Here is a 16,885-nt window from a genome sequence, read left to right as displayed (position 1 = left end):
AGCGGCTTCATTCGCTTTCCGCGCGAAAATCGACCGGTGCCGTTCATTGCCAGAAAAGACGATCAAGCCTATCGTCTTTACAGCAATGAACGGAGCCGCAGATGACCTATCGCCTGAGCCTACTGGACAAATCGCCCATCGCGCCGGGATCGACCGGGGCCGAGGCGCTTCACCTGACGCTGGATTATGCGCGGCTGGCCGACCGGCTGGGCTATCACCGTTTCTGGCTGGCCGAACACCACGCGCTTCCCAGCCTTGCCAGCGCCGCACCGGAAATCCTGATCGCCCAGATCGCGGCGCTGACCCGGCGCATCCGCGTCGGCAGCGGTGGCGTGCTGCTGCAGCATTACAGCGCCTTCAAGGTGGCGGAACTGTTCTCGGTTCTGGCGGCGCTTGCGCCGGGGCGGATCGATCTGGGCATCGGCAAGTCTCCGGGCGGGCTGCCCTTGGCGACGCGCGCCCTGCAACGGGAACTGAACCCCGACAGCGCCCGCCAGCTTGACCGCAAGCTGTCGGAACTGGCCGAATGGCTGGCGGGCGGGCGCGACGATGTGGTGATCCAGCCCCGGCCCGCCATTGCACCCGAAGCCTTTTTGCTGGGCGGCAGCCCGGCCAGCGCCGAACGCGCCGCGAAGCTGGGCTGGAACTTCGTCCATGCCGGGCATCAGGACGGCGACCGCGGCAATACGCTGGAAACGCTGGCGCGCTTCGAATCCATCGCCGGTTTCCGCCCGGCCATCGCCGTGCAGGCCTTTGCCGCGCCCAGCCGGGCCGAGGCCGAGGACCGCGTGGCGGGTCTGAAAGTCGTGCGGCTGCATCTGCCCGACGGCCATGCGGTGAACCTCGGCTCCGAGGAAGCGGCGCTGGACTATGCCCGCCAATATGGCGCGACCGAATGGGGGATCGAGGAAAAGCAGCCCACCGTGATCGCCGGAACCGCCGAGGACGTGCTGTCCCAGTTGCAGGCTCTGCATCTGGATCTGGGCGTCGGCGAATTCATCATCGACCAGCCCGTGGCCGAGCGCGACGCGCGCCTGCGCTCGATTGAGCTGATTGCCCAACATGCGGCGCGTGCCGCGGCTTGACGAAAGGAACCTGACATGACCGGCAAACCGATCTCTTTTGGCCTGATGCTGCATGGTGCGGGCGGGCATATGAATTCATGGAAACACCCGTCCGGCCCGGCGGATGCCAGCGTCAACGCGGATTTCTATATCCGCCAGACGCAAAAGGCCGAGGCCGCGGGCATCGCCTTTGTCTTTGTGGCCGACGGGCTTTACATCAACGAAAAGTCGATCCCGCATTTCCTGAACCGGTTCGAGCCGCTGACCATCCTGTCGGCGCTGGCCGTGGCCACCGACCGGATCGGGCTGGCGGGGACGATCTCGACCTCGTATTCCGACCCCTATACCACGGCGCGGCAACTGGCCTCGCTGGACCTGATCTCGGGCGGGCGGGCCGGGTGGAACGTGGTGACGACGCCCTTGGAGGGCAGCGGGCTGAACTATTCCCGCGCCCATCCCGACCACGCCCTGCGCTATGAGATTGCCGATGAATACCTGTCGGTGACGCAAGGCCTGTGGGACAGCTGGGACGAGGACGCGGTGATCCGCGACCGCGAGACCGGGCGTTTCTTTGATCCCGACGGGTTGCACACGCTGAACCACAAGGGCCGCTTCTTCAACGTGGCCGGGCCGCTGAATGCGCCGCGTTCCAAGCAGGGGCAGCCGGTGATCTTTCAGGCGGGGTCATCCGATGCCGGGATCGCGCTGGCCGGGAAATATGCCGATGCGGTCTTTACACATTCGCCCTCGCTTGAGGAAACCCGCGCCTTTACCACCCGCGTCAAGGATGCCGCCGTGGCGCATGGCCGGTCGCGCGACGATGTGAAGATCTATCCCGGCATTTCCCCCATCGTCGGCGACACCCGCGAGGAGGCCGAGGAGAAATACCACATCATCCAGAACCTGCTGTCGATCGAAGACGCGCTGGCCTATCTGGGCCGCTTCTTCGACCACCACGATTTCAGCCAGTATGATCTGGACGCGCCCTTCCCGGATCTGGGCGATATTGGCCGCAACAGCTTCCGCTCGACCACCGACCGGATCAAGGCCGATGCCCGCGACCACGGGCTGACCCTGCGCGAAGTGGCCTTGGCCGCCGCGACCCCGCGCCCGAATTTCCTGGGCACCGGGGCCGAGGTCGCCGAGGAGATCATCCGCTGGATCGACGCCGGTGCCAGCGACGGTTTCATCCTTGGCTTCTCGATCTCGGCCGAGGGCCTGGACGATTTCACCCGCCTTGTGATCCCCGAACTGGTGGCGCGCGGTCGCTATGACACCGTGCTGCACGGCGAAACCCTGCGCGACAATCTGGGCCTGCCCCGCAAGGCCAGCCGCTATGCGCAGGTTCCCCCGCCGCGACGCGCCAGCATCGCCTGAAGGAGAAAGACCATGACCATTGCCGCCAAGGTGACGGCTCCGCTGGGGGCCGAAGGACCCCGCACGCCCGCATGGATCGCGGGAAGGATCGAGGATTTCGTGGCCCTGCGCCATGAATTCCACGCCGCCCCGGAACTGGCCTTTCACGAGGTCCAGACCAGCGCCCGCATTGCCGAACTGCTGACCCGCTGGGGCTATCAGGTGCGGCGGCTGGCCCGGACCGGCATCGTCGCCACGCTGGAAAACGGCGATGGCCCGGCCCTTGCCATTCGCGCCGACATCGACGCGCTGCCGATTACCGAGACGACCGGCCTGCCCTTTGCCAGCACCAATGCGGGCGTGATGCATGCCTGCGGCCATGATGGGCATATGGCGATCCTGCTGGCTGCCGCGCATCACCTGTCGCTGACCCGGCGCTTTCGCGGCACGCTGCGGCTGATCTTTCAGCCCGCCGAGGAAATCGGCGCGGGGGCCAAGGCACTGATCGAGGCCGGGTTGTTCCGCGACCAGCCGGTTGACGCGATCTTTGGCCTGCATAACTGGCCGGGGGTGGCGGCGGGCCATTTCGGCTTTGTCGAAGGCCCGGCCATGGCCGCCGTCGACAAGGTCGAGGCCGTGATCCGTGGTCGTGGTGGTCATGGGGCGGAACCGCATCTGGCCATCGACCCGGTCGTTGCCGCCGCCCATGCGGTGACCGCGCTGCAAACCGTGGTCGCGCGCAATACCGACCCGCGCGAGACGGCGGTGGTCACGGTTGCCTCGATCCATGGAGGTGCTGCCTCGAACGTGATCCCGGATCGGGTGGAACTGGCGCTGACCCTGCGCAGCTTCTCGGATGCCGTCCGCGACCGGCTGCGCGACCGCGTGCCCGCGATCATCGACGGCGTCAGCGCGAGCCTTGGGGCGGCGGCGGATGTGGTCCTGACCCCCGGCTTTCCCAGCGTCGTGAACAGCGTCGAGGAAACCCGCCTGATCCGCCGCGTCGCGGTCGAGCGTTTCGGCGCGGCGGCGGTGCTGGAGGGTTTCGCCCCGCGCACCGCGTCCGAGGACTTTGCCTTTTACCTGCACCACCGCCCCGGCAGCTTTGTCTTTGTCGGCAATGGCGATGGCCCGGCCCTGCACAGCCCCGAATACCGCTTCAACGACGACATTATCGGCCCCGCAGCCGCCCTTTGGGTCGCGCTCGCCGAACGCTTTCTGACAGGAGGAGCAGATGCGTGACATCATCATCCATTCCAACCCCAACGACCCGCAGGCCCGGCCGCTGGTCGAGGATCTGATCCGCGAATATGACCGCCGCTACGGCACCCTGTTCAGCGCCGGCGGCGCGCGGGAGGAACTTTACCGCTACCCGCCCGAGGCATTCGCCCCCCCGCATGGCGCCTTCATGCTGCTTTTGCGCGACGAAAAGACCATCGGCGGCGGCGCCTTCATGCGCTACGACGAGGATACCGCCGAACTCAAGCGCATCTGGACCCATAAGGATGAGCGCCGTCAGGGACTGGCCCGGCGCGTGGTCAATGCGCTGGAATATCGCGCGGTGGAACTGGGCTATACCCGGCTTTACCTGACCACCGGGTTCCGCCAGCCCGAGGCGCAGCGGCTGTATCTGGGTCTTGGCTATCGTCCGCTATTCGATCCCGACCTGCCGCCCGAGCTTTACGGCACCTTGCCCTTTGAAAAGCATATCGGCGCGCTGGCCGGTCGGCAGGGCACCACGCCCTTGCGCCAACCTGCGGCCTCGGCCGAGGAAGCCATCGCTGCCGTCGCCGCCCGCAAGGCGGCCCCCCATCCGGGAGGACCCACCCCATGAGCGTCATCGATATCGACGGCGGGCCGCGTTTGCCGCGCGCCTCGGCGGCCGAGCTCTCGGATTTGCGGGTGATCCCGGTCCGTCACCGCGCCCGCACATTGGCCACGATCGCGGCCAGCATCATCCTGTTGCTGATCCTGCAATCGGTCCTTGGCAATCCGCGCTGGGGCTGGGGCGTCTTTGCCGAATGGTTCCTGTCCGAACCGGTTCTGGTCGGGCTGGGCCGCACCCTGCTGCTGACCGCGGTTGGCGCGGTCCTGGGTTTCGCGCTGGGGACGTTGCTGGCGCTTGCGCGGGTGTCCAGCGCGCCGCTGATGGTGGCGCTGTCCTGGGGCTTCATCTGGCTGTTCCGCTCGATCCCGCTGATCGTGCTGCTGCTGATCCTGAACAACCTTGGCTATCTGTATCAGACGGTGTCGCTGGGCGTGCCCTTTACCGACATCACCTTCGCCAGCTGGTCGACGACGCAACTGATGACGCCGTTTCTGGCCGCCGTTCTGGGGCTGACCCTGAACCTTGGCGCCTTCTCGGCCGAGGTGATCCGTGGCGGCATCCTGTCCGTCGATCAGGGCCAGCACGAGGCCGCGGCCGCCCTTGGCCTGCCGCGTGGGCATCAGGCGCGCCGGATCGTTCTGCCGCAGGCGATGCGCGCCATCGTGCCGACCGCCTTCAATGAAATCATCGGCTTGGCCAAGGGCACGTCGATGGTCTATGTGCTGGCGCTGCCGGAGCTGTTCTATACCGTGCAGATCATCTATCGCCGCAACCTCGAGGTCATTCCGCTGCTGATGGTGGCGACGGTCTGGTACCTGATCATCCTGTCGGTGCTGTCGGTGATCCAGTATCACATCGAACGCCACTATGCCCGTGGTGCGGTGCGGACCCTGCCGCCCAATGCCTTCCGGGTGTTCTTTGCCCGCCTTGGTCTGGTGCCCTTGACCCCGCCGACACGCGCGTTGGAAATCGCGCCACTGCCGCCGACATGGCGTCCGGCCACCGCGATCCCGCAGCAGGCGCTGGCCGCGCTGCCGAAAGGGGCCGAGGTCGAAATCCACGGCGTGTCGAAAAGCTTTGGCGATCTGAAGGTGCTGGACGATATCGCCCTGACCTTTCCGGCGGGCAGCGTCACCGCGATCATCGGGCCGTCGGGCTCGGGCAAATCGACGCTGCTGCGCACCATCAACCATCTGGAGCGCGTGGACCGTGGCCTGATCGCCGTCGATGGAGAGCTGATCGGCTACCGCCGCGACGGCGACGCCCTGCACGAACTGCGCGAAAAGGACATTCTGGCCCGGCGCACCGAAATCGGCATGGTGTTCCAGAACTTCAACCTGTTCCCGCATCTGACCGTGCTGGAAAACATCACCGAGGCCCCGGTCACCGTGCGCGGCCTGAGCCGACCCGAGGCCGAGGCGCAGGCCCGTGAATTGCTGGCCCGCGTGGGGCTTGAGGATAAGGCCGACGCCTATCCGCGCCAGCTTTCCGGCGGCCAGCAGCAGCGCGTGGCCATTGCCCGGACGCTGGCCCTGCGGCCCAAGGTCCTGCTGTTCGACGAACCGACCAGCGCCCTTGATCCGGAATTGGTGGGCGAGGTGCTGGACGTGATCAAGGAGCTGGCGCGTTCCGGCATCACGCTGGTCATCGTCACCCATGAGATCGGCTTTGCCCGCGAAGTCGCCGACAGCATCGTCTTCATGGAGCAGGGCCGCGTGATTGAGGCCGGCGCGCCGGACCAGATCCTGACCCGCCCGAAACATCCCCGGACCGCGGCTTTCCTGGCCAAGGTTCTGTAAGCCCCCAACCCTTCAACCGAAATCTCGACCTGCCCGGACCGATCCGGGCAGCCGGACCCCTCACACCCCGAAAGGATCAAGACCATGACCACCAATCCGACCCGCCGCTGGCTTCTGGCCGCCGCCGCTGCCCTGACCCTGTCCGGCCCGGCGCTGGCCGCCGAACAGATCCGCGTGGACCTTAGCCCCGAGCAGCCCGAGCGCGTCCGCGCCGACAAGGTGCAGGCCGCCATCGACCTGCTGCCCAAGGATTACAAATTCGTCAATCCGGGCAAGCTGACCGTGGCCTCGGTCCCCGGCAACCTGCCGTTCGCGGTCTATGCCAGCGACACCAAGACCCCGATCGGCAGCGAACCCGACGTGGCGCAGCTGGTTGCCGACAGCCTTGGGCTGGAGCTGGAGCTGATCCCGATCGCCTGGGCCGACTGGCCGCTGGGCGTGACCTCGGGCAAGTTCGACGCGGCGATCCACAACATCACCGTGACCGAGGAGCGCAAGGAAAAGTTCGACTTCTCGACCTATCGCAACGACCTGCTGGGCTTCTATGTGCCCCATGACAGCAAGATCACCGCGATCACCAAGCGGCAGGACGTGGCCGGGCTGCATGGCTCGGTGTCCTCGGGGACCAATCAGGAAGAAATCCTGCTGCGCTGGATCGAGGAGAACAAGGCCGAGGGTCTGGCCGATACCGAACTGAGCTATTTCGACGATCCGGTCCTGCAGGATCTGGCGCTGGAATCGGGGCGGATCGAATTCTATCTGGGGCCGAACGCGACCTCGGGCTTCAAGGCGGCCAAGGACGGCAAGATCAAGAATGTCGGCACGCTGTCGGGCGGTTTCCCTGATACCGCCGAAATCGCCGTGGCGACGCGCAAGGATGCAGGCCTTGCCCCCGCCATTACCGCCGCGCTGAACGCCCAGATCCAGAACGGCAATTATGGCAAGTCGCTGGGCCGCTGGGGTCTGGACGCGGAATCGCTGTCGGAATCGCGCACCAACCCGCCGGGACTGGCCAAGAAGTGACCCATGCGCCCCCGTCCATCGCGGGCGGGGGCTATTCCCAGAAAGGCCCGATGACATGACCACCCTTTCGCGCATTGCCGCCCCGATCCTGCTGGCGCTGAGTATTCCCGCTTATGCCGCCGATCTGCCCTTTGACCTGACGCCGGAACAGGCGGCGCGGCAGCATACCGTCCTGAACCCCAAGGCCGTGGCCGCGATCCCCAAGGATTTCGCCTTTGCCGAGCCGGGCGTGCTGACCATCGCCACCAATCCCGGTGGGCCGCCGCTGTCGACCTATGCCACCGATACCGAAACCATCGTCGGGGCCGATCCCGATATCGCCTCGCTTCTGGCCGAAAGCCTTGGGCTGCAACTGAAGCTGGTCCCGACCGCATGGGCGGATTGGCCGCTGGCGCTGCAATCGGGCAAGGTCGATGCGGTGATTTCCAATGTCGGCGTGACCGAGGAACGCAAGCTGAAATACGATTTCTCGACCTATCGGCAGGGCCTGCACGGCTTTTTCGTGGCCAAAGACAGCAAGGTCGACACGATCACCCAGCCCAAGGACATTGCCGGGCTGACCATCATCGTCGGCATCGGCACCAATCAGGAACGCATCCTGAACGAATGGGGCCGCCTGAACGTTCAGGCCGGTTTGCCGGAAAGCACGCTGGTCTATTACGACGATGAGGCGACCAAGCTGCTGGCTTTGCGCGCCGGCCGCGCCGATGTGATCGTCCAGCCGAACGCGCAGTTGGTGTTCATCGCGGCGCGGGATGGCGACATCCGGCAGGCGGGGACGCTGAGCGCGGGTTGGCCCGACCGCTCCGACGTGGCGGTGACCACGCGCAAGGATTCCGGTCTGGCGCAGGCGCTGACCGAGGCGATCAACGGGCTGGTCGCGGATGGCAGCTATGGCCGCACCCTGACGCGCTGGCATGTCGCCGAAGAAGCGCTGGAGACCTCGCAGGTCAACCCGCCGGGGCTGCCACAATATTGAATGGCCCGCGAGGATTTCGCCGCACGGGCCAGAACTGGGGGCAGGAACGGGCAGGGCGGTCATCGCCCTGCCCATCCGTTCAGAAGCGCACCCGCAGATCGGCGGTCAGCGACTGGTCGCTGGCCCCGTCCCCGAACTGGCCCGCATAACCGACCGAGACGCGGGCGTCATCGGTCAGCGCCATGTCCAGCGCCCCGCGCAGGATCGCCGCATCCTTGGCAATCGGCGCACCTGCTACGTCAAAGGCCTCGCCTCCGCCGAAGGCCACCGCCGCCATCGGGTCGATATCGCCAAAGGCATGCTGCCAGCCCAGTTCGCCGCGCAGAATGCTGCCCGGTTTCACCGCGCGTTCAGCCCGCAGGCCCAAGGTGGTGAAGGTGGTGTTCATGTCCAGCCCGTCGCTATGCAGCGCGGCGTCGCCGCCCTTCTCGGTGAAGCTGTCCGAATTCAGGCTGACATGCTCAAACGCGGCGAAGGGGGTGAATTGCCCCTGCGAGGTCTGCATCTGCCAATTGGCCTCGCCGAACAGGCGCGTGGTCTGCGCGTCGTAATCGGCGGTCAGCGTCTCGGTCCGGTCGGCCCATGTCGCGCGGCGCTGGGTTTCCAGCTTGTTCAGCGTATGGCTGGCCCCGAAGCGCAGCCCCAGCGCGCCCTGACGGGTGCCGCCATAGACGCCAAGGTGATAGCTGTCGATCTCGGCCCGCGCATGCTGATCGTCCAGCGACACCGAGCCGCTGCCGAACCCGGCAAAGAAGCCGCCGCGCCAGCCGTTTTCGGCCTCGGCATCATAGCCGACCAGCGTGCCGCCGCTCGAACGCGACCGGTCCGAGACCTCGCCACCATCGGTTTCGGCCCAGTTGCCATAGGCCTGCCACCAGATCTGCCCCGCGCCCATCTGGGCGGCATGGGTCGCGGCGGCCTGCTGATCGCCGGTCGCCTCACCGATGCGGTCGCGAACCGCGCTGTCGATATTCGCGGCCATTTCGGTCATCGCACCGGCGACCGAGGCGTGGATCTCGCCCGAAAGCTGGTCGAAGGATTCGCCCGCCGTCCGCGCATCCGAAAAGACCAGCGCGTCAAAGACCTCATGCCCCGCGCCAAGCGCCTCGATGGCGTCGGCGGTGGCGCGACCGTTGCGGCTTGTCGCGGCCTGCCGGAAGGCGGTGTCATTGCGGTCAAACCGCAGTGTCACGTCATGGGCGCCATAGGTCAGGCTGGTATCGAGGAAGGCCGAATCCACGTCGGAACTGGCGAATGCCCCGCTGATCCCGCCCGCCGCCGTCAGGATGCGGTAATCGGTCGCGATGGCGTAATCACCGTCCGAGGCCAGCGCGAAAACGCCGCCATTCAGGCTGGCCGTGCCGGTGACATCGACGCGGTCGCTGTTGCCCGCAGCATCAGCCTCGACCTGATAGATCGCGCCTTCCGCAAGCGTCAGGTCGCCATCGACACTCAAGGTGCCGATGCTGTTGCCCGGTGCCAGCGTGCCGCCCGAGGCCACGGTCAGATCGCCCGTCTGGCCCGTGCCGCCGATGCGCGCGCCGTCCTGCACCGTGGTCGCGCTGGTCACGCTGCCCGAAACATTCAGCGTCCCGCCCGCCACATGGGTCGCGCCGGAATAGCTGTTGTCGCCCGACAGTTCCAAGGTGCCATTGCCGCGCAGGGTCAGCCCGCCGCTGCCGGTGATGTCATTGCTCCATTCGTCCGAGGCCGAAAAGCCGCCATCCATCCGGGTCAGCGTCACGTCCACGTCCTGATCGAACGCGCCGAAACCCCCGGCGGCGGTGTACAGGTCCAGCCGCGCCCAGCCCGAGCCGTCATCCAGAACATGGCCCGATTGCAGCTCGGTCGAGGCCAGAACCTCGCGCAGCTGGGCGGTGGTCATATAGGGGAAGCGGCTGGCGATCAGCACCTCGGCCCCTTCGGGCACGACCGCGGCCAAGGTGGTGTCGCCGACCGTGTCCATGCCGTAGGTCAGCCGATACTGATAGGCCGCGTCATTGGCATCGCTGTCGCTGAAGCGGTCTGTCTCACTTTCCGCGATGCAGGTGGCGATGGAGGCGCCGCATTCCTGTTCCAGCATCGTGCGCAGATCGTCGCGGGCCGTCGCCCACAGCGTCTGGAAATCATCCGCGGTGGTCATCGGCTGGCCGAACAGGCTGGTGGTGGCAAGCCCGGTATAATCGGGGTTGTTGTTCAACATCTGCGCCAGCGTATAGGTCGACTGGATGCGCGCGCCGATCACGTCCAGAGGGTAATGCACGCCCAGCACCACCCGGCTGTTGCCATATTCCGAGCCGCGCGCCATCAGTTGCTGATAGCGTTCGGGCAGCATGGTCGCCAGCAGCAGCGTGGAGGAAAAGCCAAAGGCGCTGTGGCCGCTGGGGAATGCCGGGCTGGTGCTGATCGTCGACCAGGCAGCCGACGCCGCGTCGGTCTGGTTGCCGAAATAATCCTGCCCGGCAAAGTTCTGCATCTGGTCGGGCGCGACCTGCACCGGGCGCGAATTGCCCGAAGCATTCGCATGGGCCGGATCGGGCTGATAGGCCAGATCATAGATGCTGTATTGCCCGCCCGAGGGCAGGGCGATCCCGCTGACCGGATGGCCATGCGCCGCGCCACGGGCGTAGAAATCCTTGGACACGTCGGCGGCCGCCATCGACAGCCCGGTCGCCTGCGACATCATCGACTGGAAGGCGGGCGAAAACGTGGTCGAGCGGTAATCGGGCGACAGCGTATTCGTCGCCTCGAAGGCCGTCTTCAGCTTCGATCCCAGCGCATCCGTCACCAGCATGCCGTTCTGGGTCGAGCCGATCAGTGCCGCAATGGTGTTGTCATAAAGCGCCTGCGCGCGCTCGGCCCCGGTGGCGTTGTTGTTGGTGGCGATGGCGGTGGCAAGGTTCTGGGCCAGCACCTGCCGCCCTTCGGGCGTGTTCATCAGCAGGCTGAAATCCTGCAAAAGATTGGTCGCGCCGATTTCGGTGACGTTCTGCGCCTGCGAACCGGCAGCGGTAAACAAGGCGCAGACCGCAACGGTCACGCCCAGCAAAGTCTTAAGTTTCAATGATTTTCCCCAAGTCTCAAACTATGACTGGGGCAGCTACGTCACGGATGTAACGGGTCTGTGATGGTTTGTGAAATCTTGCGTGACAGAGATGTGGCGGCGCCCCTGCGGACGCCGCCGACGTAGCGTCACTCGGTCGAGCGGATGGTGTCGACCATGGTCTTTGCCTCGGGTGTCGTCACGTATTTCGCATAGACCGGCTCCATCGCGGCGATGAAGGGGGTCTTGTCGATGCCGCGGATGATCTCGGACCCGGCCTTTTCGACGGCCTGTTCGGATTCCGCGATCTTCTTGGCCCACAGGTCACGCATCACGCCGACGGATTCCTTGCCCGCCGTCTTCAGCAGGGCCTGATCCTCGGGGGCCAGCTTTTCCCATGTCACCTTCGAGATCGCCAGCACTTCCGGCATGATCAGGTGTTCGTCCAGCGTGTAGTATTTCGCCACCTCGAAATGGCCCGAGGTGTCGTAGCTGGCCGGGTTGTTTTCCGCCCCGTCGATGACGCCGGTCTGGATGGCGGAATAGACCTCGCCGTAAGGCATCGGCGTCGCATTCGCGCCAAAGGCGGCCATCATGTCGACAAAGACATCCGACTGCATGACGCGGAACTTCATCCCCTTCAGGTCGTCGATCGACTTGATCGGCTTCTGCCCGTTGTAGAAGCTGCGCGCGCCGCCGTCGTAATAGCCAAGCACGATCAGGTCATGCTGGGCGAACCCTTCGGCGATCTGCTCACCAACCGCGCCGTCCATCACCTTGTACATGTGCTGGGGCGAACGGAAGATATAGGGCAGCGAAACGATCTGCGTTTCCGGCACAAGGTTGTTGAACGGGCCGAAGGACGCACGCACCATGTCGATGACGCCGAACTGGGTCTGTTCAATGGTGTCCTTTTCCTCGCCCAGCACGGATGCCGGGAACACTTCCAGGCAGATGCGGCCCTGACTGCGTTCCTTGACCTGATCGCCCATCCAGCGCACGGCCTCGACCGTCGGATAACCGGCGGGGTGGGTGTCAGCCGAGCGCAGGTTGATTTCGCAATCGGCAGCGACGGCGGCCCCCGCCCCCGCAGCCAGTATCGTGCCGCCGATCAGCAGCATTCTTGCAAGTCCCATTTAATTCCTCCCAGATTATTATGGACTTATCTCCCACGGGAAATATTGCCCTATTCTGATGAGTTTCCAAATATATTTTAGTATAAGGCTTTACAGATCACCGGTTTTTCAGGCCCGGATGCTGCGCGACAGCAGCGCCACGGGCAGCATACCGATCAGCACGATCAGCAGGGCCGCGATGGAGGCGTCCTCATAGGTGCCGCGCGCGGCCTCGCCATACAGATGCGTGGCCAGCGTTTCGACATTCAGCGGGCGCAGCAGCAGGGTCGCGGGCAGTTCCTTGACGCAATCGACAAAGATCAGCAGCCCCGCCGCCGCCATCGAGGCGCGCGACAGCGGCACATGGATATTGCGAAACACCCCCGAGGGGTTCTGGCCCATGCTGCGCGCGGCATGGTCAAGGCTGATCGGGATGCGGGTCATCCCGGCCTCGATCCCGCCGCTGGCGATGGCAAGGAAGCGCGCGACATAGGCATGGATCAGCGCCGCGCCCGAGCCCAGCAGGATCAGTTGCGGGGTGCTGTCCATGAACCAGCCAAGGACGCCGCTGATCTGGCGGTCGGCAAAGGTGATGACCGGCAGCAGCCCGATGGCAAGGATCGTGCCCGGCACCGCATAGCCCAGCGTCGATACCCGCGCCGCCCCGCGGGTCAGCGCGTTCGGATGCAGTCGGGGTGCGGCGCTGATGATCAGGCCCAGCCCCACGGCGACCAGCGTGGCGGTCAGCGCCAGCGCGGCGGTCTGCCCGGCCTCGACCCAGATCCGCGACGGGATGCCGGAAAAGGCCACGCGCCGCCACGCCTGCCGGACCAGATAGGCGGCGGGGGCGGCAAAGCCGATCAGCACCGGCAGGGCGCAGAACAGCGTCGCGCCCCATGCCGCAGCCCCGCGCAGCCGCACCCGCGACAGCGGCAGCAACCGGCGTGAACTGCCCGCATAAAGCTGCCCGCGCCGGGCCCGACGCTCGATCATGACCAGCGCCACGACGATCGCCAGCATGACCAGCGCGATCTGCGCCGCTCCGGGCAGGTCGGTGCGGTTGATCCATGTCGAATAGACGGAAACGGTCAGCGTGCGCACGCCCAGAAACTCGGCCGCGCCGATGTCGTTCAGCGTCTCCATCAGCGCTAGGGCCATGCCGACGGCGATGGCCGGGCGGGCCAGTGGCAGGACGATGCGCCAGAACACCCGCACCGGCCCCGCACCCAAGGTGCGCGAGGCCTCCAGCAGGTTCGCGGCCTGCGTGGCAAACAGCGCGCGCACCGGCAGGTAGACATAGGGGTAAAGCACAAAGCCCAGCAGCAGGATGCAGCCCGCCATCGACCGGATGTCGGGCAGGCGGAAATCGCGCGGGCTGGCATAGCCCAGCATCTCGCGGATCAGGGATTGCACCGGGCCGACCGGGTGCAGGATGTCCAGATAGGCATAGGCAATGATATAGGTCGGCACCGCCAGGGGCAGCAGCAAGGCCCAGCCCAGCAGGCGGCGGCCCGGAAAGTCGAAGCCCGCAATCAGCCATGCCGTCACCGTGCCGATGACGGCGACGATGCTGCCCACCCCGGCCAGCAGGATCGCGGTCTGCATCAGGGCATTGGCCAGCACATTGCGGATCAGATGCGGCCACAGCCCGATGCTGCCCTGCAGGGCAAATCCGACCAGCACGGCGACCGGCAGAAGAACAAGGGCCGCGATCAGGATGGCGGCGATCTGCCATCCCGTGCCGGTTTTCAGGAACATGGGTGTCTCCTCAGGGTCGCGCCCCCGCGACGGGTCGGGGGGGCGCGATATATCGGTCTTGCGACGGATCAGTTGTCGAAGCCGACGGCTTCCGCCAATTCGCTGGCGGCCTTGCGTTCGCGCGCAATGGCGGTCAGGTCGGTGGCGTCTACCTTGAGTTCACCGAATTCGCCGACCAGCGGGCTGACCGGGATGCCGGGCTTCACCGGATATTCGAAATTGGCCTCGGCATAGATCTTTTGCGCCTCATCCGAGACGAGGAACTCCAGCAGCTTGACCGCCTGATCCTTGTTTGGGGCGTTCTTGGCCACTGCCGCGCCCGAGACGTTCACCTGCGTGCCGCCATCGGCAAAGGTCGGCAGGACCAGCTTGATCGCCTTGGCCCATTCTTCCTGCTCGGGGCCGCCAGCGCCGCTGCGCATCAGCCCGACGTAATAGGTGTTGGCGATGCCGATATCGCAGATGCCGCCCATGATGTCGCGGGCCACGTCGCGGTCGCCGCCACCGGCCTTGCGGGCGAGGTTGCCCTTGACGCCTTCCAGCCACGCCTTGGTGTCATCGGCGCCGTGATGGGTGATATAGGCCGCGGTCAGCGCGACGTTATAGGGGTGCTGGCCGGAACGGATGCAGACCTTGCCCTTCCATTCGGGCTTGGCCAGATCCTCATAGGTGAAGCTGGACAGGTCCAGATCCTTGGCCGCGTAAAGCGCACGGGCGCGCAGCGACAGGGCGAACCAGTTGCCGTCCTTGTCGCGCAGGTTTTCCGGGATCGCGGCCTTCAGCGCCTCGGAATCGACCGGCTGGGTCAGGCCGCGATCGACCAGATCGACCAGATTGCCGATATCCACGGTCATCAGCACATCGGCGGGGGATGCCGCGCCCTCTTGTTCCACACGCTCGGGCAGGCCGTCTTTCAGGAAGATCGTGTTGACCTTGATGCCGGTATCCTTGGTGAAGGTTTCCAGCAACGGCTCGACCAGCTTGGGTTCGCGCGTCGTGTAAAGGTTCAGCTCTTCGGCGCCGGCGGCCCCGGCGGCTGCCTGCGCAAGAAATGCCGCACCCAGCAGTCCCAGAAGTCTCGTCTGCATTCCACGTCCTCCGTTTTTGACTAATACGCTTCTATTATCCCAAGAGAATAAGTAAAGATTACTTAATGGTCCAAGCCAGATGCCAGGACGAGGGAAGAACCGCGTGGAACATACCGATTTTCTGGGCGAGAGGCCGGTCGGGCGTCATGTGCGCGGCCAGCCCATGCTGGAGATCAACGCGGTCGAACGCCGCTTTGCCGGATCGTCGGGTGTGCAGGGTGTCTCGCTGACCGTCTGGCCGGGCGAGGTCACATGTTTGTTAGGTCCATCCGGCTGCGGCAAGTCCACGACGCTGCGGATGATTGCCGGGATCGAGCGGGTGGATGCGGGCCAGATCAGCATTGCCGGACAGGTGGTTGCCGATGCCCGCACGGATGTTCCGCCGGAAAAGCGGCCCGTGGGCATGGTGTTTCAGGATCTGGCGCTGTTTCCGCATATGACCATCGCGCAGAATGTCGGCTTTGGCCTGCCGCGCAGCGGGCGCGGCGCGGCGCAGATCGGGCATCTGCTGGAACGTGTGGGCCTGCCCGGACATGCCGACAAATACCCCCATCAGCTTTCGGGCGGTGAACAGCAGCGCATCGCGTTGATCCGTGCGCTGGCGACGCAGCCCCGCGTCATGCTGCTGGATGAACCCTTCTCCAGCCTCGACCAGCGCCTGCGGGTCGAGATGCGCGAACTGGCGCTGGACCTGCTGCGCGAGGCCGGGGCGGCGGTGGTGCTGGTCACCCATGACCCCGATGAGGCGATGATGATGGCCGACCGCATCGCCATCATGCGCGAGGGCCGCATCCTGCAGGAAGGCGCGCCGCTGGACCTGTATCACCGCCCGGTCGATCTGGCGGTGGCCGGGTTCCTGTCAGAACTGAACGTGTTTTCCGGCCGGGTTCTGCAAGGCCATGTCGGCACGCCGATCGGTGACCTGCCGGTGCCCGGCGTGGTCGAGGGCACGCGCGTCCATGCCGCATTCCGCCCCGAACATCTGGCGGCGCGACGCGGCACCCGGTCCTCGGGTCAGGCGCATGTGCTGCGCGTGCTGAACCTTGGCCGCGAAAACGTCATCGAACTGAAGCTGCCCGGCCATGCCTCCTATCTGCGCTGCAGCGCGCCGGGGCATTCCGACCTGATGCCCGGCGAGCATGTCGAAATCGGCTTCGACCCCGACAAGGCACTGATCTTTCCGCATTAATCCCCGATGCCCAGCCGCCCGGCCATCCGCACCAGATCGGCCAGCGTCCGCGCCTCCATCTTTTTCATGGCCGAGGCGCGGTAAAGCTTCACCGTGATCTCGCTCAGGCCCAGCCGATGCGCGGCCTGCTTGTTCAGCAGGCCCGCGGTGACCAGTTCCATCACCTGCCGCTCACGTTCGGACAGGGCGTCGAAGCGGGCGGTCAGGGCGGTGTGTTCGGCTGCGGCCTCGCGGCGCAGGCGGTCGCGGGCGATGGCGGCGCTGACCGCGTCCAGCAGGTCCTGATCGCGAAAGGGCTTGGTCAGGAAATCAACCGCGCCGGCCTTCATCGCGCGCACCGACATCGGCACATCGGCATGGCCGGTCATCACGATCACCGGCAGGCCGATCCCCAGCCGTTCCAGCCGGGTCTGGAAATCCAGCCCGCTTTCGCCGCGCAGCCGCACATCCAGCAGCAGGCAGGAGGCGACCTGCGGCAGGCTGGCCGCCAGAAACGCATCCGGGCCGGGATAGCTGTGGCAGGCCAGCCCGACCGAGCGCAGAAGCGAGTCGATCCCGGCGCAAAGCTGGGCGTCATCGTCGATGACATGGACTGCCGAAAGCTGCTGTGACATCCGTTCCCCGTCGGCTTCCGGGGTCAGAC

At 65.8% G+C, this 16,885-nt stretch carries 13 protein-coding genes; 8 read left to right on the top strand and 5 right to left on the bottom strand.

The genetic code is table 11. The features are described from left to right. The first annotated feature begins 101 nt into the window (after positions 1-101). The 7 genes from GL300_RS09765 to GL300_RS09735 all read left to right on the top strand — a co-directional run bounded on the left by GL300_RS09765 (position 102) and on the right by GL300_RS09735 (position 8,049). Entirely contained in the window at positions 102-1,085 is a 984-nt protein-coding gene (locus tag GL300_RS09765; RefSeq protein ID WP_155039437.1) for an MsnO8 family LLM class oxidoreductase, read from the top strand. Positions 1,086-1,100: 15 nt separating this feature from the next. Then, positions 1,101-2,441, top strand: a complete 1,341-nt coding sequence (locus GL300_RS09760; RefSeq protein WP_155039436.1) for an LLM class flavin-dependent oxidoreductase — start codon at positions 1,101-1,103, stop codon at positions 2,439-2,441. Positions 2,442-2,453: 12 nt separating this feature from the next. Then, positions 2,454-3,662, top strand: a complete 1,209-nt coding sequence (locus GL300_RS09755) for an amidohydrolase (RefSeq protein WP_155039435.1) — start codon at positions 2,454-2,456, stop codon at positions 3,660-3,662. Then, a complete protein-coding gene (locus tag GL300_RS09750) occupies positions 3,655-4,254 on the top strand; it encodes a GNAT family N-acetyltransferase (RefSeq protein WP_155039434.1) in 600 nt (199 codons plus the stop codon). Before GL300_RS09755 ends, GL300_RS09750 begins: the two co-directional genes overlap by 8 nt. Then, positions 4,251-6,047, top strand: coding sequence for an amino acid ABC transporter permease/ATP-binding protein (locus GL300_RS27405; RefSeq protein WP_155039433.1), 1,797 nt, complete (start codon positions 4,251-4,253; stop codon positions 6,045-6,047). The genes GL300_RS09750 and GL300_RS27405 overlap by 4 nt, the downstream gene beginning before the upstream one ends. 84 nt (positions 6,048-6,131) lie before the next feature. Beyond that, positions 6,132-7,070, top strand: a complete 939-nt coding sequence (locus GL300_RS09740) for an ABC transporter substrate-binding protein (RefSeq protein ID WP_155039432.1) — start codon at positions 6,132-6,134, stop codon at positions 7,068-7,070. 55 nt (positions 7,071-7,125) lie between these two features. Then, positions 7,126-8,049, top strand: coding sequence for an ABC transporter substrate-binding protein (locus GL300_RS09735; protein ID WP_155039431.1), 924 nt, complete (start codon positions 7,126-7,128; stop codon positions 8,047-8,049). A 79-nt stretch (positions 8,050-8,128) separates the two neighbouring features. On the opposite strand, the gene GL300_RS09730 is transcribed toward GL300_RS09735, so the two are convergent. From GL300_RS09730 to GL300_RS09715, 4 genes are all read right to left on the bottom strand, one after another. Further along, on the bottom strand, positions 8,129-11,113 hold the full coding sequence (locus tag GL300_RS09730) for an autotransporter outer membrane beta-barrel domain-containing protein (RefSeq protein ID WP_155039430.1): 2,985 nt from the start codon (positions 11,111-11,113) through the stop codon (positions 8,129-8,131). A 128-nt stretch (positions 11,114-11,241) separates the two neighbouring features. Further along, complete coding sequence (locus GL300_RS09725) at positions 11,242-12,228, bottom strand: TRAP transporter substrate-binding protein (protein ID WP_246195131.1); 987 nt, start codon at positions 12,226-12,228, stop codon at positions 11,242-11,244. 108 nt (positions 12,229-12,336) lie between these two features. Then, positions 12,337-13,965, bottom strand: a complete 1,629-nt coding sequence (locus GL300_RS09720) for an ABC transporter permease (RefSeq protein ID WP_155039429.1) — start codon at positions 13,963-13,965, stop codon at positions 12,337-12,339. A gap of 68 nt (positions 13,966-14,033) precedes the next feature. Next, a complete protein-coding gene (locus GL300_RS09715; RefSeq protein ID WP_155039428.1) occupies positions 14,034-15,053 on the bottom strand; it encodes a Fe(3+) ABC transporter substrate-binding protein in 1,020 nt (339 codons plus the stop codon). Positions 15,054-15,156: 103 nt separating this feature from the next. On the opposite strand from GL300_RS09715, the gene GL300_RS09710 reads away from it, so the two are divergent. Continuing rightward, complete coding sequence (locus GL300_RS09710; RefSeq protein ID WP_343042966.1) at positions 15,157-16,242, top strand: ABC transporter ATP-binding protein; 1,086 nt, start codon at positions 15,157-15,159, stop codon at positions 16,240-16,242. Here GL300_RS09710 and GL300_RS09705 read toward each other — a convergent pair. Then, positions 16,239-16,856 carry a response regulator transcription factor gene (locus tag GL300_RS09705; RefSeq protein ID WP_155039426.1) on the bottom strand — a complete coding sequence of 206 codons (618 nt, stop codon included), beginning with the start codon at positions 16,854-16,856 and terminating at the stop codon, positions 16,239-16,241. The two genes, GL300_RS09710 and GL300_RS09705, sit on opposite strands and share 4 nt — an antisense overlap. Between the last annotated feature and the right edge of the window lie 29 nt (positions 16,857-16,885).

It is taken from the genome of Paracoccus litorisediminis (assembly GCF_009711205.1).
In the GTDB taxonomy this organism is placed as follows: Bacteria; Pseudomonadota; Alphaproteobacteria; order Rhodobacterales; family Rhodobacteraceae; genus Paracoccus; species Paracoccus litorisediminis.
The sequence above is the reverse complement of the archived record's forward strand: the minus strand, read 5'-3'. Positions and strand labels throughout refer to the sequence as shown.